Annotated in this window: 19 protein-coding genes and 1 other RNA gene; 3 read left to right on the forward strand and 17 right to left on the reverse strand. The window is 69.1% G+C overall.

Annotated features, from left to right (window positions below; all coding sequences use genetic code 11):
- Positions 1–5: 5 nt before the first annotated feature.
- The 16 genes from ftsA to rsmI form a co-directional block, all read right to left on the reverse strand.
- Positions 6–1241 carry a cell division protein FtsA gene (ftsA, locus tag AC3A4E_RS15140; RefSeq protein WP_487632314.1) on the reverse strand — a complete coding sequence of 412 codons (1236 nt, stop codon included), beginning with the start codon at positions 1239–1241 and terminating at the stop codon, positions 6–8.
- The gene (locus AC3A4E_RS15145; RefSeq protein ID WP_487632315.1) at positions 1238–2065 is read right to left on the reverse strand and encodes a cell division protein FtsQ/DivIB; all 828 of its coding nucleotides are present in this window, start codon (positions 2063–2065) and stop codon (positions 1238–1240) included. The genes ftsA and AC3A4E_RS15145 overlap by 4 nt, the downstream gene beginning before the upstream one ends.
- A complete protein-coding gene (locus AC3A4E_RS15150; RefSeq protein ID WP_487632316.1) occupies positions 2062–3036 on the reverse strand; it encodes a D-alanine--D-alanine ligase in 975 nt (324 codons plus the stop codon). The genes AC3A4E_RS15145 and AC3A4E_RS15150 overlap by 4 nt, the downstream gene beginning before the upstream one ends.
- The gene (murC, locus tag AC3A4E_RS15155) at positions 3033–4487 is read right to left on the reverse strand and encodes a UDP-N-acetylmuramate--L-alanine ligase (protein ID WP_232134300.1); all 1455 of its coding nucleotides are present in this window, start codon (positions 4485–4487) and stop codon (positions 3033–3035) included. Before murC ends, AC3A4E_RS15150 begins: the two co-directional genes overlap by 4 nt.
- Positions 4484–5818 (reverse strand): putative lipid II flippase FtsW, encoded by a 1335-nt coding sequence (gene ftsW, locus AC3A4E_RS15160; protein ID WP_487632317.1) that lies wholly within the window; start codon positions 5816–5818, stop codon positions 4484–4486. Before ftsW ends, murC begins: the two co-directional genes overlap by 4 nt.
- The gene (gene mraY, locus AC3A4E_RS15165) at positions 5818–6903 is read right to left on the reverse strand and encodes a phospho-N-acetylmuramoyl-pentapeptide-transferase (RefSeq protein WP_487632318.1); all 1086 of its coding nucleotides are present in this window, start codon (positions 6901–6903) and stop codon (positions 5818–5820) included. The genes ftsW and mraY overlap by 1 nt, the downstream gene beginning before the upstream one ends.
- Complete coding sequence (locus AC3A4E_RS15170) at positions 6893–8275, reverse strand: UDP-N-acetylmuramoyl-tripeptide--D-alanyl-D-alanine ligase (RefSeq protein ID WP_487632319.1); 1383 nt, start codon at positions 8273–8275, stop codon at positions 6893–6895. The genes mraY and AC3A4E_RS15170 overlap by 11 nt, the downstream gene beginning before the upstream one ends.
- Complete coding sequence (locus AC3A4E_RS15175; RefSeq protein WP_487632320.1) at positions 8272–9762, reverse strand: UDP-N-acetylmuramoyl-L-alanyl-D-glutamate--2,6-diaminopimelate ligase; 1491 nt, start codon at positions 9760–9762, stop codon at positions 8272–8274. Before AC3A4E_RS15175 ends, AC3A4E_RS15170 begins: the two co-directional genes overlap by 4 nt.
- Positions 9759–11651: a peptidoglycan D,D-transpeptidase FtsI family protein gene (locus AC3A4E_RS15180; RefSeq protein ID WP_487632321.1), complete on the reverse strand. Its 1893-nt coding sequence runs from the start codon at positions 11649–11651 to the stop codon at positions 9759–9761. Before AC3A4E_RS15180 ends, AC3A4E_RS15175 begins: the two co-directional genes overlap by 4 nt.
- Positions 11648–11917 (reverse strand): cell division protein FtsL, encoded by a 270-nt coding sequence (ftsL, locus tag AC3A4E_RS15185; RefSeq protein ID WP_487632322.1) that lies wholly within the window; start codon positions 11915–11917, stop codon positions 11648–11650. The genes AC3A4E_RS15180 and ftsL overlap by 4 nt, the downstream gene beginning before the upstream one ends.
- Complete coding sequence (gene rsmH, locus AC3A4E_RS15190) at positions 11914–12963, reverse strand: 16S rRNA (cytosine(1402)-N(4))-methyltransferase RsmH (protein WP_487632323.1); 1050 nt, start codon at positions 12961–12963, stop codon at positions 11914–11916. Before rsmH ends, ftsL begins: the two co-directional genes overlap by 4 nt.
- Entirely contained in the window at positions 12960–13409 is a 450-nt protein-coding gene (gene mraZ, locus AC3A4E_RS15195; RefSeq protein WP_310150322.1) for a division/cell wall cluster transcriptional repressor MraZ, read from the reverse strand. Before mraZ ends, rsmH begins: the two co-directional genes overlap by 4 nt.
- Positions 13410–13945: 536 nt before the next feature.
- Positions 13946–14353, reverse strand: a complete 408-nt coding sequence (locus AC3A4E_RS15200) for a hypothetical protein (protein ID WP_487632324.1) — start codon at positions 14351–14353, stop codon at positions 13946–13948.
- 61 nt (positions 14354–14414) lie between these two features.
- Positions 14415–14778, reverse strand: an RNA gene (rnpB, locus tag AC3A4E_RS15205) — RNase P RNA component class A.
- A 50-nt stretch (positions 14779–14828) separates the two neighbouring features.
- Positions 14829–15695, reverse strand: coding sequence for an alpha/beta hydrolase (locus AC3A4E_RS15210; RefSeq protein ID WP_487632325.1), 867 nt, complete (start codon positions 15693–15695; stop codon positions 14829–14831).
- A gap of 38 nt (positions 15696–15733) precedes the next feature.
- Positions 15734–16582 carry a 16S rRNA (cytidine(1402)-2'-O)-methyltransferase gene (rsmI, locus tag AC3A4E_RS15215; RefSeq protein ID WP_487632326.1) on the reverse strand — a complete coding sequence of 283 codons (849 nt, stop codon included), beginning with the start codon at positions 16580–16582 and terminating at the stop codon, positions 15734–15736.
- Positions 16583–16638: 56 nt separating this feature from the next.
- Between rsmI and AC3A4E_RS15220 the strand changes: the two genes are divergently transcribed.
- The 3 genes from AC3A4E_RS15220 to AC3A4E_RS15230 are packed head-to-tail and all read left to right on the forward strand — an operon-like array spanning position 16639 to position 18871.
- Positions 16639–17877, forward strand: coding sequence for a penicillin-binding protein activator (locus AC3A4E_RS15220; protein WP_487632327.1), 1239 nt, complete (start codon positions 16639–16641; stop codon positions 17875–17877).
- Entirely contained in the window at positions 17874–18254 is a 381-nt protein-coding gene (locus AC3A4E_RS15225; protein WP_487632328.1) for a YraN family protein, read from the forward strand. Before AC3A4E_RS15220 ends, AC3A4E_RS15225 begins: the two co-directional genes overlap by 4 nt.
- A 59-nt stretch (positions 18255–18313) precedes the next feature.
- Positions 18314–18871 carry a TlpA disulfide reductase family protein gene (locus tag AC3A4E_RS15230; protein WP_487632329.1) on the forward strand — a complete coding sequence of 186 codons (558 nt, stop codon included), beginning with the start codon at positions 18314–18316 and terminating at the stop codon, positions 18869–18871.
- 2 nt (positions 18872–18873) lie between these two features.
- Here the strand turns inward: AC3A4E_RS15230 and thiL are convergent, their stop codons facing one another.
- On the reverse strand, positions 18874–19827 hold the full coding sequence (gene thiL / locus AC3A4E_RS15235) for a thiamine-phosphate kinase (protein ID WP_487632330.1): 954 nt from the start codon (positions 19825–19827) through the stop codon (positions 18874–18876).
- Between the last annotated feature and the right edge of the window lie 2 nt (positions 19828–19829).

Consider the following 19829-nt stretch of genomic DNA (forward strand, 5'->3'; position numbering starts at 1 on the left):
GCGAATCAGAATTCGCCGTTGAACCGCGCCCACATCTTTTTCAGCCACCCGCCGGCGCGGCCGCCGGAAACCACCGGGCGCCGCGGATGTTCGATCTGGCTGCCCATCAGCAGCAGGCCCACACCGCTGGCGTGCACCGGATTGCCGACCACCTCGCCCAGGCCCGTGACGTGCTGCGGAATGCCCACGCGCACCGGCATCTGCAGCATTTCCTCGGCGAGTTCGACCACACCTTCCATCTTCGAAGCGCCACCGGTCAGCACCATGCCGGCGCGGACGTGCTGCTCGAAGCCCGAGCGGCGCAGTTCGGCCTGCACCATCTCGAAGATCTCCTCGTAGCGCGCCTGTACCGCCTGCGCCAGCGACTGGCGCGGCAGACGACGCGGCGGACGATCGCCGACGCTCGGCACCTGGATCGATTCCTCGCTGGTCGCCAGCTGCGCCAGCGCGCAGGCGTAACGGACCTTGATCTGCTCGGCTTCCGGCGTCGGCGTGCGCAGCATGTGCGCGATGTCTTCGGTGACCTTGTCGCCTGCGATCGGCAACGAGGCCGTGTGGCAGATCGCGCCCTGCACGAACACCGCCAGATCCGTCGTGCCCGCGCCCATGTCGACCAGCACCACACCGAGCTCGCGCTCGTCCGAGGTGAGCACCGCGGTGCTCGACGCCAGCGACGACAGGATCAGATCGTCGATCTGCAGACCGCAGCGCTGCACGCACTTGCTGATATTGGCGGCGGCCGACTGCGCGCACACCACGAGGTGCGCATGCACTTCGAGGCGCACGCCGGTCATGCCGACCGGATTGCGGATGCCTTCCTGCGAATCGTCGAGCACGTACTCGCGCGGGATCGCATGCAGGATCTTCTGGTCGGCCGGAATCGCGACGGCCTTGGCGGCGTCGAGCACGCGATCGAGATCGGCCCACGTCACTTCGTTGTCGCGGATCGGCACGATGCCCGGCGAGTTGCGGCACTGCACGTGGTTGCCGGAGATCGACGCGTAGACCGATCGGATCTCGCAGCCGGCCATCAGCTCGGCCTCTTCCACTGCGCGCTGGATCGACTGGACCGTCGATTCGATGTCGACGACCACGCCGCGCTTGAGCCCGCGCGATTCGTGGCTGCCGATGCCGATCACTTCGATCGGGTTGCCCGGCGAATACTCGCCGACCAGCGCCACCACTTTCGAGGTGCCGATGTCGAGTCCGACGATGAGCGTCTTGTCGCCTTTGCGGTTCATGTGAGGCCGTGCTTCTGGATGCGGAGTGCGTGGGAGATCGGAGCCACCGCGACGCGGTTGGCAGGTGCGCCGGCCGGCGCCGCGGCGCCTGCAGCGGTAGCGGCTTTGGCCGCGCCGGGCTGCGCCCAGACGAGGGCGAAGCCGTTGGTGTAGCGGAGGTCGGCGCGCGCGAGCGGCTCGGCGCGGCCGGTGGTCAGGCGCGGCAGCATCCGCGCAAACCGGGCCAGGCGCAGACGCGCTTCCTGGCTGCCGACGATGACTTCGGTGCCGCTCGACAGCGTCAGCTGCCAGCTGCCGCGTGCGTCGAGCACGACACGCTCGACCTGCACGCCAGCGCCGCCGAACAGATCACGGGATTCGTTGTAGAGCGCGACGATGTCGGCGATACGGTTCTCGGGACCTTCGAAGTGCGGCATCTCCGCCGGCGCTTCGACGCCCTCGGCGGCGAACAGGCGACCGCGCGTCGACAGCAGGCGCGCATCGCCCCAGTGCGCGAACGGCACGTGTTCGGCGATGCGCACTTCCAGCACGTCCGGCCACGTCTTGCGTACCTCGACGCCCGCGACCCACGGCACGCGCGCGACATCGCGCTGCGCGTCACCGAGATCGACAGCGAAGAAACCGCGCTGCGCATGCGGCAGCACCGCGGCGCGCACGCGTGCGGTGTCGACCTGTTCCAGGCCGTCGTTGACGCGCAGCACGCGCAGCGGCCAGCGCTCGGCGCCGATCCAGCCGTTGACGACGGCGACCACCGGCAGGGCCACCAGCGCAATCGCCAGTGCCCAGGCCAGGACCCGCGCCATCGTGCCGAACGCCTGGTTCATCGCGGCGCCACCTCCGAGGGAATGGTCGCTTCGAGTACGCGCCAGCACAGCGCCGGATAGTCGATGCCGATCTTCGCCGCGGCCTTGGGCACCAGCGAGTGGCTGGTCATGCCCGGCGCGGTATTCACTTCGAGCAGCAGCAGCGCGCCGGTGCGGCGATCACGCATCACGTCGACACGGCCCCAGCCGCTGCAGCCGGCCGACACGAACGCGTCGACGGCCAGCGCGCCGATGCGCGTCTCGTCGTCACCGTCCAGGCCCGGACACAGGTACTGGGTGTCGTCGGACACGTACTTGGCTTCGTAGTCGTACCAGGCGCCCTTGGGCACGATGCGGATCGACGGCAACGCGCGCGGGCCTTCGGCTTCCTCGATCACCGCGACGGTCAGTTCGTCGCCTTCGACCATCTGCTCCATCAGCAGTTCGCCGGGATAGCGCGCGGCGAGTTCCACTGCGGCGTCCAGGTCGGCGTCCTCGAACACGCGGCTGATGCCGACGCTCGAGCCTTCCTTCGACGGCTTGATGATGACCGGCAGACCGATCTCGCGCGCGGCGGCGTGCACGTCGTCGCCGGGCTGCAGGCGACGGTAGCGCGGCGTCGGCAGATCGAGGCTCATCCACACCTGCTTGGTGCGGATCTTGTCCATGGTCAGCGCCGAACCCAGCACGCGCGAACCCGTATAGGGAATCGCGAAGGCATCACACAGACCCTGCACCACGCCGTTCTCGCCATCGCCGCCGTGCAGGATGTTGAAGACGCGATCGAATTCACCGGCGACGATCGCCTTGGCCAACGCGGGCACGCCGTCGACGGCATGCGCATCCACCCCGCGCGAGCGCAGCGCATCGAGCACGCCCTGCCCCGACTGCAGCGAGACTTCGCGCTCGGAACCCGGGCCGCCGAGCAGCACGGCGACGCGGCCGAACACGGCTGGATCGGTGAAACGCGGCGGCGACAGCGTCAGGCTCATCGCGCGGCCTCCGTCACCTGGAAACCGGACTGCGCCAGCTGCTGCACGGCCGCGCCGATATCACCGGCGCCCATCATCAGCAGCAGATCGCCGTCCTGCAGGATGTCCGGCAGCACGCCGGCGAGTTCGTCGGCGCCGTTGACGACGACGGGATCGATGCGGCCACGCGCACGGATCGCGCGCGCCAGTGCTTTCGCATCCGCGCCGGCGATCGGCGCTTCGCCGGCCGGATAGACCTCGGTCAGCACCAGCGCGTCGACATCCGACAGCACGCCGGCGAAATCATCGAACAGGTCACGCGTGCGGCTGTAACGGTGCGGCTGGAACGCGACGACGAGGCGACGATCGCTCCAGCCACCACGCGCGGCTTCGAACACCGCAGCGAGTTCCTTGGGGTGATGGCCGTAGTCGTCGACCAGCTGCACGCGTGCGCCGGTCGGCGTGACCAGTTCGCCGAGCAGATTGAAGCGGCGGCCGATGCCTTCGAAGCGGCCGAGCGCAGCGACGATCGCCTCCGGCGCGACACCGAGCTGCCAGCCCACCGCAGCCGCGGCGAGTGCGTTGAGGACGTTGTGGCGGCCCGGCAGCGCGAGGCGCGCGCGGACGCGGGTGTTCTCGGGCAGGCACAGCGTGAACGTCATCGCCGCGCCGTCCTGGCCGATGTCCTCGGCGCGCACGTCGGCGTCTTCCGACAGGCCGTAGGTCATCACGTGACGCGGCGTCTCGGACGCGAGGCGCGCGACTTCGGCGTCATCGATGCACAGCACCGCAAGGCCGTAGAACGGCAGGCGGTGCAGGAATTCGTGGAACGCGGCCTGCACACGGGCAAAGTCGCCGCCGTAGTTTTCCAGGTGATCGGCGTCGATGTTGGTGACGATCGCGATCAGCGGATTCAGACGCAGGAAGCTGCCGTCGCTCTCGTCGGCCTCGGCCACCAGCCAGTCGCCGCTGCCCAGCCGTGCGTTCGCGCCTGCAGCCAGCAGCTGGCCACCGACGACGAAGGTCGGATCGAGGCCGCCTTCGGCGAGCACGCTCGCGGTCAGCGAGGTCGTCGTGGTCTTGCCGTGCGTACCGGCCACCGCGATGCTGCGGCGGAAGCGCATCAGCTCGGCGAGCATCTCGGCGCGCGGCACCACCGGAATGCGCTGCGCGCGCGCTTCCATCAGTTCGGGATTGTCGTGGCGGATCGCGCTCGACACGACCACGCAATCGGTGCCCAGCACGTTGGCCGCGGCGTGACCGCGATGCACCGTCGCGCCGAGGCGCGTGAGACGACGCGTGGTCGCGCTGTCTGCGGTGTCGGAACCCGACACCTTGTAGCCCAGCGTGCACAGCACTTCGGCGATGCCGCTCATGCCGATGCCGCCGATGCCGACGAAATGCACGCGCGAGAACACCTTGGCGAAGTCTTCCTTCGACAGGCCGCGGGTCTGGTGGAGACGACGGATCATGCTTGGCTCCTGCCGCCGAAGCTCGGCTCGACGCGCTGCTGCAGGCGGCTGGTGCCGCGCGACAGAGACGCCGACTGCACGGGCAGCGGCGGCTGGGTGGTGGGGGGCATCGGACCGGCCGGTGTCGGCGCCGCGGCATCGCCGCGCAACCGGGCGACCTGGCGCTGGGCGCGGTCGAGCTCGAAGGAGACGCGCAGCAGAAGGCCGAGCGCGACGCAGGTCATCATCACGCTGGAACCGCCCGAGGACACCAGCGGCAGCGTCAGGCCCTTGGTCGGCAGCAGACCGAGATTCACGCCGATCGACACCATGCTCTGCAGGCCGATCATCAGCGCCACGCCGAACGCGCAGTAGCCGGCGAAGTGGCGGCGCATCTCGACGCACTTCAGTCCGACCCACAACGCGCGGCCGACCAGCGCGACGAACAGGCCGATCACCAGACACACGCCGATGAAACCGAGTTCTTCGGCCAGCACGGAGAAGATGAAGTCGGTATGCGCTTCGGGCAGGTACGACAGCTTCTGCACCGACGCGCCCAGGCCCACGCCGGCGAACTCGCCGCGGCCCACCGCCATCAGCGCATTGCTGAGCTGGTAGCCGGCGCCGAGCTGGTCTTCCCACGGATCCAGAAACGAGGTCAGGCGGCGCACGCGATAGGGTTCGAGAATCGCGATGAAGGCGAAGATCGGCAGGCCGATGATGACCGGCGCGGCCATGCGCGGCATGTGCACGCCACCGAGTACCAGCATGCCGGCGGTCACCGCGAGCAGCAGCGACGCGTGGCCGAAGTCGGGCTGCAGCAGCAGCAGGCCGACCAGCGCCACGGCGACGCCCAGCGGCTTGAGCATCGCCGGCCAGGTCGCATTGACCTCGTCGCGGAAGCGCACCAGATAGCTCGCCAGCCACACGATGTAGATGACCTTGACCGCCTCGACCACCTGGAAGTTCGAGATGCCCAGGTTGATCCAGCGGTGCGCGCCGTTGACCGAACGGCCGAGGCCGGGCACGAACACCAGCGCCAGCAGGCCGAAACAGGCCAGCAGCACGAAGCGGTCGTACTTCTCGATCGTCTTGAGTTCGGTGCGCATCACCGCGAACGCGAGCACGACGCCCAGCGCGAGGAACATCAGATGACGCGTCAGGAAGTAGTAGCGGCCGACGCGCATGTCTTCGCCGATCGCGATCGAACTCGACGCGACCATGATCACGCCGAGCGTGGCGATCGACACGATGATGCCGACCAGCCACGGATCGAAGCGGCCGACGATGTCGTCGATGCGCGTCGCCTGGCGGGCGCTGTCGTGGTCGATCTGGTCGTGGGTGCGGGCCATCAGCGCACCTTCAACGTGGCGAGGCCGACCAGCACCAGGATCACCGAGATGATCCAGAAGCGCACGATCACGCGCGGCTCGGGCCAGCCCTTGAGTTCGAAGTGATGGTGGATCGGCGCCATGCGGAACACGCGCTTGCCGGTCAGCTTGAAGCTGGCGACCTGGATCATCACCGAGAGCGTTTCGATGACGAAGATGCCGCCCATGATCACCAGCACCAGCTCCTGGCGCACGATCACCGCCATCGTGCCGAGCACGGCGCCGAGCGCCAGCGCACCGATGTCGCCCATGAAGACCATGGCCGGGTACGTGTTGAACCACAGGAAGCCAAGCCCGGCCCCGGCGATCGCCGCGCAGATGATCACCAGTTCACCCGCGCCCGGCACCTGCGGGATCTGCAGATAGTTCGAGAACACCGCGTTGCCCGAGGCGTAGGCGAACACGCCCAGACCGCAAGCCACCAGCACGGTCGGCATGATCGCCAGACCGTCGAGGCCGTCGGTCAGGTTCACCGCGTTCGAAAAGCCGACGATCCAGAAGTAGGCGATCGCGACGAAGCTGATGCCGGCCAGCGGCAGGGCGATCGACTTGAACAGCGGCACGTAGAACGTCGTGGCCGCGGCGACGTCGGCATACAGATAGAGATACAGGCCGGCGGCGAGGCCGAAGATCGACTGCAGCAGGTACTTCCAGCGCGACTTCAGGCCGTTCGGATCGCGCTTGACGATCTTGATCCAGTCGTCGTACCAGCCGATCGCGCCGAAGGCGACCATCACGCCCATCACCACCCAGACATACCTGTTGCGCAGGTCGCCCCACATCAGTACCGACAGGAAGATCGTCAGCAGGATCAGCGCGCCACCCATGGTCGGCGTGCCGGCCTTGGAGAAATGTGTCTGCGGTCCGTCCTGGCGGATCGGCTGGCCACCCTTGAACTGGGCGAGCTTGCGGATCACCGCCGGGCCCAGCCACAGCGACAGCATCAGCGAGGTCAGCGCCGCGAGAATGCCGCGGAACGTCAGGTACTCGAACAGCTTGAAGAAGTCTTCCAGACCCTGCAGCCAGCGGGCGAGTTCAAGCAGCATGTCCGGTTCCTTCAGTGGTACGCAGCGCGGTGACCACACGGTCCATCGCACTGCCGCGCGAGCCCTTCACCAGCACGCGCGCATCGGCGTGCAGGTCGGCCCGCAGCGCTTCGATCAGCGCTTCGTGGGTATCGAATCGGCGCGCACCGTCGCCGAAGGCATCGGCCGCGGCCGCACTCAGTGCGCCGAGCGCGTACAGCCGCGCGATGCCGGCGGACTTCGCGCGCACACCGGCCTGGGCGTGCATCGCCGCGCCGTCGTTGCCGAGTTCGCGCATGTCGCCGAGCACCAGCCAGCGGTCACCGCCGCCGGCGGCGAGGGTGTCGATGGCGGCATTGAGCGAGCCGGGATTGGCGTTGTAGCTGTCGTCGATCAGCACCGCGCCTTCGGCCAGCGTGTAGCGGACCAGACGGCCAGCGACTGCTTCGGCGCTGTCGAGCGCGGCGACGATCGTGGCCAGCGGCACGCCGGCGGCGAGCGCGATGGCGGTCGCCGCGAGCGCGTTGCGCACGTTGTGGCGACCAGGCAGCGGCAGCGTGACGTCGGCCTTGCCCGCGGGCGTGAGCAGACGGAAACGCGCACCGGCATCGTCGAGACGCACGTCGCGCGCGGACACGTCGGCGGTCGCCTCGATGCCGAAGCGCAGCAGGCGACGGCCGTGCGCGCGCTGCGCGAAGAACGGGGCGAACGCGTCGTCGGCATTGATCACGGCCGTGCCGTCGGCCGGCAGCGCGTCGTAGATCGCGGCCTTGGTGTCGGCGATGCCGAGCAGGTTGCCCATGCGTTCCATGTGCGCCGGCGCGATGTTGTTGACCAGTGCGATGCGCGGCTGCGCGATCGCGGTCAGATACGCGATGTCGCCCGGCTTGCCGGCGCCCATCTCGTAGACCGCGAACACTGCGTCTTCCGGCGCATCGAGCACCGCCAGCGGCAGGCCGATCTCGTTGTTGAAATTGCCGGGGTTGAAGCTGGTGGGCGCGTGACGCGACAGGATCGCGGCGACCAGCTGCTTGACGCTGGTCTTGCCGTTGCTGCCGGTGATCGCCACCACCGTCGCGGCGCGCGCACGCTGCACCGCGGTCGCCAGCGCACCAAGCGCGAGCTGCGGATCGCCGACGACGATCTGCGGCAGCGCGATTTCGAGCGGACGCGCGACCAGTGCCGCGCGTGCACCGCGGGCGGCGGCATCGGCGACATGATCGTGCCCGTCGAAGTTGTCGCCTTTCAGCGCGACGAACAGCAGTGCGTGCACCTCGGCCGCGTCGAGCTTGCGGGTATCGGTGGCGACGGCATCGATCGGAAAATCGCTGTCGACGCCGTGCAGGCGTCCGTTGACCAGCTGTGCGATGCGGGCGAGCGACAGCGGATTCATCGCGCGTCTCCCACATCACGTGCATCCAGCGCGGCCTGCGCGACGACGCGGTCGTCGAACGCATGCTGCACGCCGTCGATTTCCTGGTAGGGCTCGTGCCCCTTGCCGGCGATCAGCACGATGTCGCCGGGCTTCGATTCGCCGATCGCACGTTCGATCGCGCGACGACGGTCGCGTTCGATCGTGACGGCGTCGGGACTCACGAAGCCGGCCATGATGCCGGCGACGATCACATCACCGTTTTCGCTTCGCGGGTTGTCGTCGGTGACGATGACGCGATCGGCATACGCTTCGGCGATCGCCGCCATCTGCGGACGCTTGCCGGTGTCGCGATCGCCGCCGCAGCCGAACACGCAGACCAGTTCGCCGCGCAGATGGCCGCGCAGCGACTGCAGCGCCTGCTGCAGCGGATCGGGCTTGTGCGAGTAGTCGACGACGACCAGCGGCTGCGTGTCGCCGCCACCGAGGCGGTTCATGCGGCCGGCAATCGGCTGCAAACCGGCGAGCACGCGCACGATGTCCGAAGGTGCGTACCCCAGCGCGCGCAGCACGCCGGCGACGACCAGCAGGTTGTCGACATTGAAGCGGCCGAGCAGCGCCGCGCGCACCGGCAGTGACTGGCCGTCGACACGCAGCGTGAACGCGATGCCGCGATCGTCGAGCGCGATGTCGTGCGCGGCGATGTCGGCGCCGGCATTGCCGGCGGCGCTGATCGTAATCGCGCGGACGCTGTCGGCAAGCTGCGCGGGCAGCGTCGCGCCGAAGGCATCGTCGATATTGATCACGGCGGCCTTGAGGCCCTCGCGCACGAACAGCTTTGCCTTCGCCGCGCCGTAGCCGGCCATGTCGCCGTGGTAGTCGAGATGGTCGCGGGTGAGATTGGTGAACACCGCGACGTCGTAATGCACGGCGTCGACGCGGCCCTGGTCGAGCGCGTGCGAGCTGACTTCCATCGCCACTGCAGCTGCGCCGGCGTCGCGCAGCTGCGCGAGCAGCGCATGCGTCTGCAGCACCAGCGGCGTGGTGAAGCCGGTCGGCTCGACCGCGCCATGCAGGCCGGCGCCGAGCGTGCCGATGGTGCCGGCGCGCGTGCCGATGGCCTCGAAGGCCTGCGCGAGCAGCTGCACCGTCGAGGTCTTGCCGCTGGTGCCGGTCACGCCGACCATCGTCATCGCGTGCGAAGGCTGGCCATGGAAGGCATCGGCCATCGCGCCCATGCGCGCACGCAGACCCGCGACGGCGATCGCATCGGCCGGCAGAGATGGAATCTCCGCGGGCACCGGCGGTTCGAACAGGATCGCGCTGGCGCCGGCGGCGCGCGCGGTGTCGGTGAAGTGCAGGCCGTGCGTGCCGAAGCCGCCGATCGCGACGAAGGCGTCGCCCGGACGGATCGCGCGGCTGTCCTGCACCAGACCGGTGATCACCGTGTCGGCCGGCACCGCGGCCACGTCGGGCAGCAATGCATTCAGGGCCATCGCGCGGCTCATCGCTGGCCTCCGGCGACGTGCGTCGCGGCGACCGGCGTGCTCGGCACGGCGGAGACGACCGGCGCGGCGGGCGCGACCGCAGGCGTCGACGGCGCGGGCACGGCACGGCCCTGCTCGCGCGCACGCCTGGCATCGGCCGTGGCCTGCGCAGCCAGCCAGGTATCGATATCGTCCGGCGGCACGTCCATCAGGCGCAGCGCGCCGTCCATGACCCGCTGGAACACCGGCGCGGACACGTAGCCGCCGCCGTAGGTGGAACCGCCCTTGGACGTATCCGGATCGTCGATGACCACGGCCATCGCGAAGCGCGGATTCTCGACCGGCACCAGGCCGGCGAAGAACGCGAGGTAACGACGCGCATACCCGCCGCCGCTGGCCTTGCGCGCCGTGCCGGACTTGCCGGCGACGTGATAGCCAAGGATCGCCGCGCGCGTGCCGGTGCCGCCGGGTTCGGTGACGGTCTGCATCATCCGCACCACTTCGTCGGCGACCTCGGCCGACACCACCTGGCGCGATTCACCGACATGGCCCTTGACGAAGGTTGGCGGCAACGCGCGACCGTGGTTGCCGAAGATCGCGTAGGCATGCGCGATCTGCAGCGGCGTCACCGCCATGTTGTAGCCGTAGGACATCACCTGCTTGTCGGTGCCCGACCAGCGCGAGGGATCCGCAAGCAGACCGGCGGCCTCGCCCGGGAAGCCGCTGCCGGTGCTGCGGCCGTAGCCCATGTTGCGGATGAACTCGTAGAAGTACCGGTCCTCGAGCCTGTGCACGATCATCGACGAGCCGACGTTCGAGCTCTTGGTGATGATGCCGGTCGTGTCGAGTACGCCGTAGTTGCGGAAGTCGGTGGTGCGGAAGCGGCCGTTCGGGATCCAGCCCGGGCTGGTGTTGAACGTGCTGGCCGGCGTGATGACGCCCTTCTCCAGCGCCGCCGCGACCGTGATCGGCTTCATCGTCGAGCCCGGCTCGAGCAGATCGGTGACCGCGCGGTTGCGGTGCGCGTCGCGGTTCTCGCCGGTGACGCGGTTGTTGTTGTAGGTCGGCAGGTTGGCCATCGCCAGCACTTCGCCGGTGGCCACTTCCAGCACGACGATCGAGCCCGCGCTCGCGCCGGTTTCTTCCAGCGCGCGGCGCAGTTCGCGATGCGCGAGGAACTGGATGCGGCGATCGATGCTGAGCACCAGATCCTTGCCCGGCTCGGCAGCGCGCACCAGGCTCACGTGCTCGACGATGCGGCCGTGGCGGTCGCGGATCACGTTCTGTGCGCCCGGCACGCCGGCCAGCCATTCGTCGAACGCGAGTTCCACGCCTTCCTGGCCGTTGTCGTCGATATTGGTGAAGCCCAGCACGTGCGAGACCGCTTCGCCCTGCGGGTAGAAGCGGCGGTACTCGCGCTGCGAGAACACGCCCGGCACGCCGAGATCGAGCACGCGCTTGGCCGCCACCGGACTGATCCGGCGGTGGCGCGGGATGTACATGAATTCCTTGTCGGCGCGCTGCGACACCGCGCGCGACAGTTCCTCGAGCGGCAGGCCGGTGGCCTGGGCCAGCTCGGGCAGACGATCGGGATGCTTGCTCAGTTCCTGCGGATTCGCCCACAGCGATTCGACCGGCGAGGAGATCGCCAGCGGCTCGCCATTGCGGTCGGTGATCATGCCGCGCGAGGCCGGAATGGGCACTTCGCGGCGGAAGCGCGCATCGGCCTTCTGCTGGTAGAACGCGTTGTCGATCAGCTGCAGATCCACCGCGCGACCGACCAGCGCCACCGCGCCCAGGCCCAGCGCGCCGGCCACCAGGGTCAGGCGCAGGCGCAGATCGAACTGCGCGCGCTTGCGCGGCTTCTTGGCGTGGCCGTCGCCGGCCTTGATGAACTTGCGGAAGTTCATGGGCGCACCACGACGATTTCGGCCGTCTCGGGGAAGCGCATGCCCAGACGCTCGCGCGCGACCTGGTCGACACGGTTGCTCATCGCCCACGTCGCCTGCTCGAGCTGCAGGCGGCCGAAGTCGATGTTGAGTTCGTCGCGCGCGCGCTCCAGACGGGTCAGGTCGATATAGAGCTGGCGGTAGTCGTGGCGCGCGTGCACCACACCGATCGCGGTGATCACGTTGGCGGCCAGCAGGATCGCAACGAGGAGATGGCGCAGCTTCATGCCACGGCTCCTTCGTCGCCCCGGCCCTCGCGCACAGCGCTCGGGCGTTCGCCGCCGCGCGAGCCAGTGGCTCGCAAACGCGTCGGCTCACCCTCCAGCTTTTCGGCCACGCGCAGCACCGCGCTGCGGGCGCGCGGGTTGTCGCGCAGTTCGGCCTCGTCGGCCTTGGTCGCATCGGCGACGATGCGCAGCCGCGGCACGAACGGCGCGGCTTCGGGCAGACGGCGGTTGCCGGCCGGCGCCTTCGCATGGCCGGCGATGAAGCGCTTGACGATGCGGTCTTCCAGCGAGTGGAAGCTGATCACTGCCAGACGGCCACCGGGACGCAGCGCCGCGAGCGCGGCATCGAGACCGGTTTCGAGATCGGCCAGTTCGCGGTTGATGTGGATGCGGATCGCCTGGAACGAGCGCGTCGCCGGATTCGTTTCCTTCTGGCCCGGCCTGGACTTGCCGCGCGGCACGTTGGCGCCGATCACCGCAGCCAGGTCGGCCGTACGCAGGAACGGCGCCTCGGCGCGGCGCGCGACGATCGCACGCGCGATGCGGCGACTCATGCGCTCCTCGCCGTAGGTCCACAGCACGTCGGCGATCGCGGCTTCATCGGCGCGCGCGATCCATTCGGCCGCGCTTTCGTCGGCGTCCGGATCCATGCGCATGTCGAGCGGACCATCCCTGCCGAAGCTGAAACCGCGCTCGGCGACATCGAGCTGCGGCGAGGACACGCCCAGGTCGAACAGCACGCCATCGAGCTGTGCTTCGGCGACGGCAGTCCAGCCGGCGAGTCCGATGAAGCTGCCACGGAAGATCGACACGCGCGGGTCGTCGCCGAAACGCGCTTCGGCGACCGCGATCGCATCGGGATCCTTGTCCATCACCAGCAGGCGCCCGTCCGGACCCAACTGGTCCAGCACGCCTGCGGCATGGCCCCCGCGGCCGAAGGTGCCATCGAGGTAACGGCCATCCGGGCGCACGTGCAGGCCGTCGAGCACCTGGGCGTACAACACCGGAAGGTGGCCGGATGTGACATCCGCACCACCGGCGGTCACAACGGCAACCCTTCGAGATCGTCGCCGGCCATGTCCTCGTCGGTCAGGGTCTGGCGGATCTGCGCCTGATGCGCCTGCTCGCTCCAGAGTTCGAACTTGTCCCCCATGCCCACCAGCACCGCACGGCGATCGATGCCGACCGTATTGCGCTGGCTGGACGGAATGCCGATGCGGCCACTGGCGTCGGGCTCGAGCACGGTGGCGGCGCCGACCAGCTTGAGCTGCAGGGTGCGGTTGCGCGCCAGCGTGCGTGGCAGCGCGTTGACCTGGTCGCGAAGCGTTTCCCAGGCCTTGAACGGATAGAGGTACAGCCCGCCGGCATCGAACGGGTTGTAGGTCAGGACCAGGCGGTTGTCGCATTCACGCGCGACGAAGTCCCGATAGGCGGTTGGAATCGCCAGTCGGCCTTTCTCGTCGATGGTGATGGCGGTCTCGCCCTGCAACACGTCCGTTCCTGCCCGTTGAGTGCCCGTCTGGAGCGGGCTTTGGCGTTCGGAAAACCACGAAATTCCCGGTTTCCCCACGAGTCGCCACCTTAGGACCCGCCATTTGGGTTGTCAACAGCTTTGTGGAGAACTTTTCACCTGTCTGGTCAATGACTTGCAGCACTCTTCAGAGACTTGTTCAAGCTTTATCCACAAGCTTCTGTTTCGTCTCAAATTTTGAGATTTGGGGGGTTTCGGGGATGAACGCCCAGCTCACACGGGCTTCACGAAACCTTGATGTTGCAACGCAGCAAACGGGTGGGTTGCGGCGGTCATGCGCAGCTGCCCCGTCTCATCGCCGTGGCGGACGCACCTGAAAGAGAACCCCGGGCCCGGCCGCGGGACGCCCGCCGGCGGTCCTGCGCAGACCACGTGCCCGTCCAACGGACACAGCCAGAGCCTGTCGCCGGGGTGCGGGACCATCCGCGCCTGCGGACCCCAGTCACGACAACGGCCGCGAAGCGGCCGTTGGTCATCGCGGATGTCGACCCGTTCGGTCAACCGGAAGCCTGTCGTTCGATGACGCGACTCCTGGCGGCGTCGTACACGGGTTCGGCCGCAGCCCCCTCGTAGGGCACGCCATCGGCGTCGCGCGGATAGCCCAGTTCGAGCATCACGTCGCTGAGGTTGCCCCCATCCTCCTGATACCCCGCCACGACACTGTCGATGATGGCGTCGGTCAGGAAGGTCGCGCCGGTCCGCCCGGCGGAGCCTGCCGGGCCGCCGCCGGCAATCGCGACCAGGCTCACGCCGCCCGAGAAGATCTCCCGGATGGATTCCGCCTGCGCCACCCGGTCTGCAGTGGCGTTCTGGACACCGGCCTCCGTCGCGCCCATGAAGTAGCCCAGCACATGGGCGTTCTGGAGCTCGCCGGAGGCGTCCGTCTGGCCGAAGCGCGCCGCCATGAACCGCCCGCCAACACGTACAGGACGGTGTCCCCATTCATGAGGAACGACATCGGAAAGGTGGCGGAGCCGGCCGATAAGCCGGGTTCTGTCGTGGACAGTCATTCCTCTAGGCGCACCGTCACCGGTACGCTCGAGCAACCTACCCGGACCCGACGCGGGCAACGTCATGAGGTCCCTATTTGGTCTTGCTCCAGGTGGGGTTTGCCGTGCCGGCCTGTTACCAGGCTCGCGGTGCGCTCTTACCGCACCATTTCACCCTTGCCACGCATCCCGAAGAATCGTTCGGCGGTATCTTTCTGTTGCACTTTCCGTCGGCTCGCGCCGCCCAGGCGTTACCTGGCACCTTGCCCTGTGGAGCCCGGACTTTCCTCGGCATCGCCGGATGCGAGCACCCGGGATGACGCGACTGTCTGGCCGACTCCGCCGCGCGCATTGTCGCACGCCGGTGACGCCGCACACCGGCGCCATGCGCTCAGTCGGCGGATGCCCGTTCCAGCAACGTGGTGAAGGCGACGCCGAATTCCGGCGACAGCGTGGCGTCGTTGTGGCCGCGACCGGGCACGACGACCAGTTGCCTGTCGGTGGCCGGCAGCGGCGTCGCGTCGAACAGGGCCTGCGAGAACTCCGGCGCGGTGGTGACGTCGAGTTCGCCGACGACGTAGAGCACCGGCTCGTCCAGCCGACGCGCGACCTCGAGATTGCCCGCCTTCTGCAGGGCCGGCGCGATGTCGAAGCGGCGCACCGCGACCCGGGTCCAGAAGCCGGCCCGCGCACGCATCGCCCGGGTCCAGTCCTCTGCGGTGGTCATCGAGCTTTCCAGCACCAGGCCATCGAGCTGCCGCGTGTCGGCCACGTGCCCGGCGAAGAAGCTGCCCAGCGACTGGCCGTGCACGATGAGCGGCCGGCCGACCGTTTCGGTGCGCACCTGGTCGTAGATCTGCAGCGCGTCCGCGCGCAGGCCCTCGATGGTCGGCGTGCCGGTGCTGGCGCCATAACCGCGATGGTCGACCAGCACCAGGTCCACCGGCTGCCCGGCGTAGGCGTCGAAGACGCGGCGGGCGTGCAGGCCGGTGCGGAACCCGTTGCCGCCGAAGTACAGCACCGTCGCGCGGGCGTCGTCGCGCTTCAGGTCGATGCGGTAGATCGACACGTCGTCCGGCGTGTCGATCCGCGATTCGGTGGCGGTGTAGCCGGCATGCGTGGCGGCCAGCACGGCGAGATCGGGCGGCGGTGCGGGCATCGGCCGGACCAGATGCGACTCCTTGAGCGGATACGTGCAACCGGCCATGACGACGCACAACACGACGGCCATCAGGCCGCGGGCGGATCGGGACTGCATGCGGTGGATTCCTTTCCGTGGGACACCGTTCGACGCGATCAGGCGTCCGGAGTTCCCTGCCCGTACAGCGACTTGCGCGGCGCGCCGGTGATGTCGGCGGCGAGCTTGGCCGCCAGCGAGGGCTTCATCTCGCGCGCCAGCAGTGCGTAGACGCGGCGCCCCTCGGCCAGTCGCGCGTCGACATCGTCGCCCGCGCCTTCGATCAGCACGACGAACTCGCCCTTGCGCTGGTCGGCCTCGCCCGCGACGCGCGCCGCCAGCACTTCCAGCGGGCCGTCGAGCACGGTCTCGAACAGCTTGGTGAGTTCGCGCGCGACCACCGCCGGACGCGCGCCACCGAACGCCTGCACGGCATCTGCGAGCATCTCCTCGATGCGGTGCGAGGACTCGTAGAACAGCACAGTGCGCGGCTCGGACGCGAGCGTCTGCAGGCGTTCGCGGCGGGCACCGGCCTTGGCCGGCAGGAAGCCTTCGAACACGAAGCGGTCGCTCGGCAGACCCGCGACACTCAGCGCGGCGATCAGCGCGCTCGGTCCCGGCACCGGCGAGACGCGAAGCCCCGCCTCGCGGGCGGCGCGCACCAGCCGGAATCCGGGATCACTGACCAGCGGCGTGCCGGCATCGCTGACCAGCGCCAGCGATTCGCCGGACTGCAGCCGCTCGACCAGACGCGCGGCCACGCCGTCCTCGTTGTGCTCGTGCAGGGCGATCTGCGGGCGCTCGATACCGAAGTGGCCCAGCAGCTGGCGCGTGTGCCGGGTGTCCTCGGCGCAGATCGCGTCGACACTGCGCAGCACCGCCTGCGCGCGCGGCGACAGATCGCCCAGATTGCCGATCGGCGTCGCCACGACGTGGAGGACGCCGGAGGCGCGGGAGGGGTCGCTCATCGTCTGCACACCGGGAACGCTAGAATGCGCCCATTATCCCGCAGCGGAACCGCGACATGGCAGCAACGGCCCAGCCTTCGAACGCCCGCACGCGCACGACGCGCGCCGCCGGTGCGCCGCCCCGCGCTCTGCGCCTGCTCGCCGGCGCTGCAATGGCGGCGATGCTCGCCAGCTGCGCGACCGTGCAGACCACGGGGACCGGCACTGTCGATGTGCCGTCGGAAGCGCCGGCTGCGCCGGGTCGCTGGACCTTCGACGACACACGTCCTGCCGCGCAGAGCGACGGCTACCGCCCGCCGCGCAAGCTCGCGGTGCTGCTGCCGATGAGCGGATCCCTCGCGACCGCGGCCGCGCCGGTGCGCGACGGCCTGCTGGCCGGCTACTACGGCGAGCGCCGTGATCGACCCGAACTCGCGTTCTACGACACCACCGGCACCGCGGCGGGCACCGCCAGCGCCTACGCGCGTGCGATCTCCGAAGGGGCCGACCAGGTGGTCGGTCCGCTGGGCCGGGAAGAGGTCGATGCCCTGTTCCGCAGCCCGGCGCAGGTGCCCGTGATCGCCCTCAACCGCGGCTCGGCCGGCGCGCCGGACAATGCCGCAGCCTTCTCGCTGGCACCGGAAGACGAAGGCGACGCCGCCGCGCAGTACCTGCTCAAGCGCAACGCACGCAACGTGCTGGTGCTGAGCAACGGCGAGGACGCCGCGCGTCGCAGCGTCGATGCACTGACCGCACGTCTGCTGCAGGCTGGCGGCAGCGTGGTGGGCACGCTCGCGGTCGTCGGCGACCAGCCGGTCGACCAGACCGCCGCGCTGCAGAACGCACTCGCCAGCGGCACCGGCGTCGACGCGGTGTACCTCGCGATCCGGGGCAACCAGGCGCGGGTGATCGCGCCGCAACTGTCGGTCGCCGGACTCGCCACGCGTCCGCGCGTCGGCAGCTCGCTGCTCGTCCAGGGCACGGGCAAGCCGGAAGAGGACCAGATCCTCGACGGCATCGCGTTCCCGACCGAAAGCTGGTCGACCGGTGCCAGCGCGCGTTCGCTGCCGCCGCTGACGACGGTGTCGCGCGATCTGCCCACCGCACGCGGCGGGGCCGCGCGTCTGTTCGCGTTCGGCTTCGACGCCTGGCTGCTGAGCGGCTACCTCGAACACCTGGCCCGCACGCCCGATGCCGCCATCGGTGGCGCGACCGGCATGCTGCGCATCGCTGCGGACGGCAATGTCATGCGCCAGCCCGCCTGGGCGACCTGGCGCAACGGCCACGTGGTGCCGCAGGCGGACGCCGGCGGTTGAACGACCGGCGGCGCGATGGCGCTGCCGTCGAGCGCGCCGCGGCTGCGCACCTGCAGGCCGCCGGCCTGTATCCCGTCGCCGCGAATGTCGGATTCCGCGGCGGCGAACTCGATCTGGTGATGCTCGACACACGCGGCACCTCGCGTGTCGTCGTGTTCGTCGAAGTCCGCCATCGCCGCACCGCGGCCTTCGGCGGCGGCGCGGCCTCGATCGATGCCGGCAAGCGCCGACGACTGGTGCTGGCTGCGCAGCAGTTCCTGCTGCGCGAACGTGGATTGCGTGATCTGCCCTGCCGGTTCGATGTCGTTGAAGCGAGCGGCGATACCGATGCGCCGGCACTGCGCTGGATCGAGGATGCGTTCCGCGCGGATGACTGATTTGAACAGTACGCCGGGCATGCGAAGATCCGCCCGGGGACTACTACTGGAAATCAGGGATGAAGACTTCGATCGCCGCACGCGTACTCGCGTGCCTGCTGTTGTGTGTGTCAACGGCATCTGCACTCGCGAACGGTACTGCACCGCCCGCAGTCGGCAGCCTGCCGCCGCCCCTGCTCGGCAAGGACCGGGCCGGCAACGAGGTGGACCTTGCAGCGCTGCGCGGCAAGGTCGTGATCGTGACGTTCTGGGCTTCGTGGTGTCCGCCGTGCCGCAAGGAGTTACCGGTTCTCGGACACTTCCAGCGGGTCGTGGGGCGCGAGGCGCTGGAAGTCGTCGCGATCAACTACAAGGAGCCCCGACGCGACTTCGTCGAGGTGGTCCGGCGGAATCGCGATATGGATCTGACCTGGGTCCACGATGCACGCGGCGCCGTCAGCGATCTCTATGGCGTACGCACACTGCCGCACATGTTCATGCTGGACCGCGACGGGCGAGTGGCCTTTACCCATCGTGGCTACAGCGAAACGGCACTGCCGGGCATCATCGACGAGGTCCTCAGCCTGCTGCCAGAGGACGTGAAATCCCGCCCGGCAGGGAGCGCAGGCGCACACTGACCTCAGACGTCGAAGTGATCCCAACCAGCGCGCACCGGCATCCAGGGCGCGCCGTTCGCAGTCGCGACGACACCCTGCCCTTCCACGATCCACCCGATCCGGGTCACCGGCACACCTGCCTCCAGCCCAGCGGCCACGATCGCGTCACGAGCGCCGACCGGCGCGGTGAAGCAGAGCTCGTAATCGTCGCCACCACTCGCCTGCAGCGTGCGACGCGTGTCCGGTTCGGACGCAGCGGCGCGCAGCGCATCCGACACCGGCAACGCATCGATGTCGATCTCGGCGCACAGGGCGCTGGCGCGGCAGACGTGGGCGAGATCGGCCAGCAGACCGTCGGAGATATCGATCGCGGCATTCGCGAAGCCGGAGAGACGCAGACCGAGCGCGACCCGCGGTTCCGGCCGGTCGAGCCGGGCGCGCAACGCCGGATCACGCGCGCGCCCTGACGACCATTGCGCGAGCGCCGCTGCGGCGTCGCCCGGTGTGCCGCTGATCCAGACATCGTCACCGACACGCGAGCCGTCGCGCCGCAGCGCGCGGTCAGGGGAAACAAAGCCGAACACGGTCACGCAGACCGACAGCGGCCCGCGCGTGGTGTCGCCGCCGACCAGCGCCACAGTGTGCTGACGCGCGAGTGCGTCGAAACCATCCAGAAACGCATCCACCCACGCCGCATCGGGTTCGGGCAGAGACAAAGACAATGTGCACCACGCCGGCGTGGCGCCCATCGCGGCGAGGTCGGACAGGTTCACCGCCAGCGCTTTCCAGCCGATGTCGGCCGGAGCGGTGTCATGCGGGAAATGGATGCCGGCATTGAGCGTGTCCATCGCCACGACGAGCTGCATGCCGGCGGGCGGCTGCAGCAGCGCGGCATCGTCGCCGATGCCCAGCACCACGTCATCGCGCGCGACGATGCGCGCGCGGATGCGGTCGATCAGGTCGAACTCGCCGGCCATTG

It is taken from the genome of Luteimonas sp. Soil_N_1, assembly GCF_057656255.1.

What these genes read in the sequence shown, in the direction of transcription:
- ftsL (WP_487632322.1), bottom strand. Translation starts at nt 11,917, where the DNA reads ATGAAGCTGCGCCATCTCCTCGTTGCGATCCTGCTGGCCGCCAACGTG.
- AC3A4E_RS15175 (WP_487632320.1), bottom strand. Translation starts at nt 9,762, where the DNA reads ATGAGCCGCGCGATGGCCCTGAATGCATTGCTGCCCGACGTGGCCGCG.
- AC3A4E_RS15150 (WP_487632316.1), bottom strand. Translation starts at nt 3,036, where the DNA reads ATGAGCCTGACGCTGTCGCCGCCGCGTTTCACCGATCCAGCCGTGTTC.
- ftsA (WP_487632314.1), bottom strand. Translation starts at nt 1,241, where the DNA reads ATGAACCGCAAAGGCGACAAGACGCTCATCGTCGGACTCGACATCGGC.
- mraY (WP_487632318.1), bottom strand. Translation starts at nt 6,903, where the DNA reads ATGCTGCTTGAACTCGCCCGCTGGCTGCAGGGTCTGGAAGACTTCTTC.
- AC3A4E_RS15220 (WP_487632327.1), top strand. Translation starts at nt 16,639, where the DNA reads ATGGCAGCAACGGCCCAGCCTTCGAACGCCCGCACGCGCACGACGCGC.
- thiL (WP_487632330.1), bottom strand. Translation starts at nt 19,827, where the DNA reads ATGGCCGGCGAGTTCGACCTGATCGACCGCATCCGCGCGCGCATCGTC.
- AC3A4E_RS15210 (WP_487632325.1), bottom strand. Translation starts at nt 15,695, where the DNA reads ATGCAGTCCCGATCCGCCCGCGGCCTGATGGCCGTCGTGTTGTGCGTC.
- AC3A4E_RS15180 (WP_487632321.1), bottom strand. Translation starts at nt 11,651, where the DNA reads ATGAACTTCCGCAAGTTCATCAAGGCCGGCGACGGCCACGCCAAGAAG.
- ftsW (WP_487632317.1), bottom strand. Translation starts at nt 5,818, where the DNA reads ATGGCCCGCACCCACGACCAGATCGACCACGACAGCGCCCGCCAGGCG.
- rsmI (WP_487632326.1), bottom strand. Translation starts at nt 16,582, where the DNA reads ATGAGCGACCCCTCCCGCGCCTCCGGCGTCCTCCACGTCGTGGCGACG.
- AC3A4E_RS15170 (WP_487632319.1), bottom strand. Translation starts at nt 8,275, where the DNA reads ATGAATCCGCTGTCGCTCGCCCGCATCGCACAGCTGGTCAACGGACGC.
- murC (WP_232134300.1), bottom strand. Translation starts at nt 4,487, where the DNA reads ATGATCCGTCGTCTCCACCAGACCCGCGGCCTGTCGAAGGAAGACTTC.
- AC3A4E_RS15230 (WP_487632329.1), top strand. Translation starts at nt 18,314, where the DNA reads ATGAAGACTTCGATCGCCGCACGCGTACTCGCGTGCCTGCTGTTGTGT.
- AC3A4E_RS15145 (WP_487632315.1), bottom strand. Translation starts at nt 2,065, where the DNA reads ATGAACCAGGCGTTCGGCACGATGGCGCGGGTCCTGGCCTGGGCACTG.
- AC3A4E_RS15200 (WP_487632324.1), bottom strand. Translation starts at nt 14,353, where the DNA reads ATGGCGGCGCGCTTCGGCCAGACGGACGCCTCCGGCGAGCTCCAGAAC.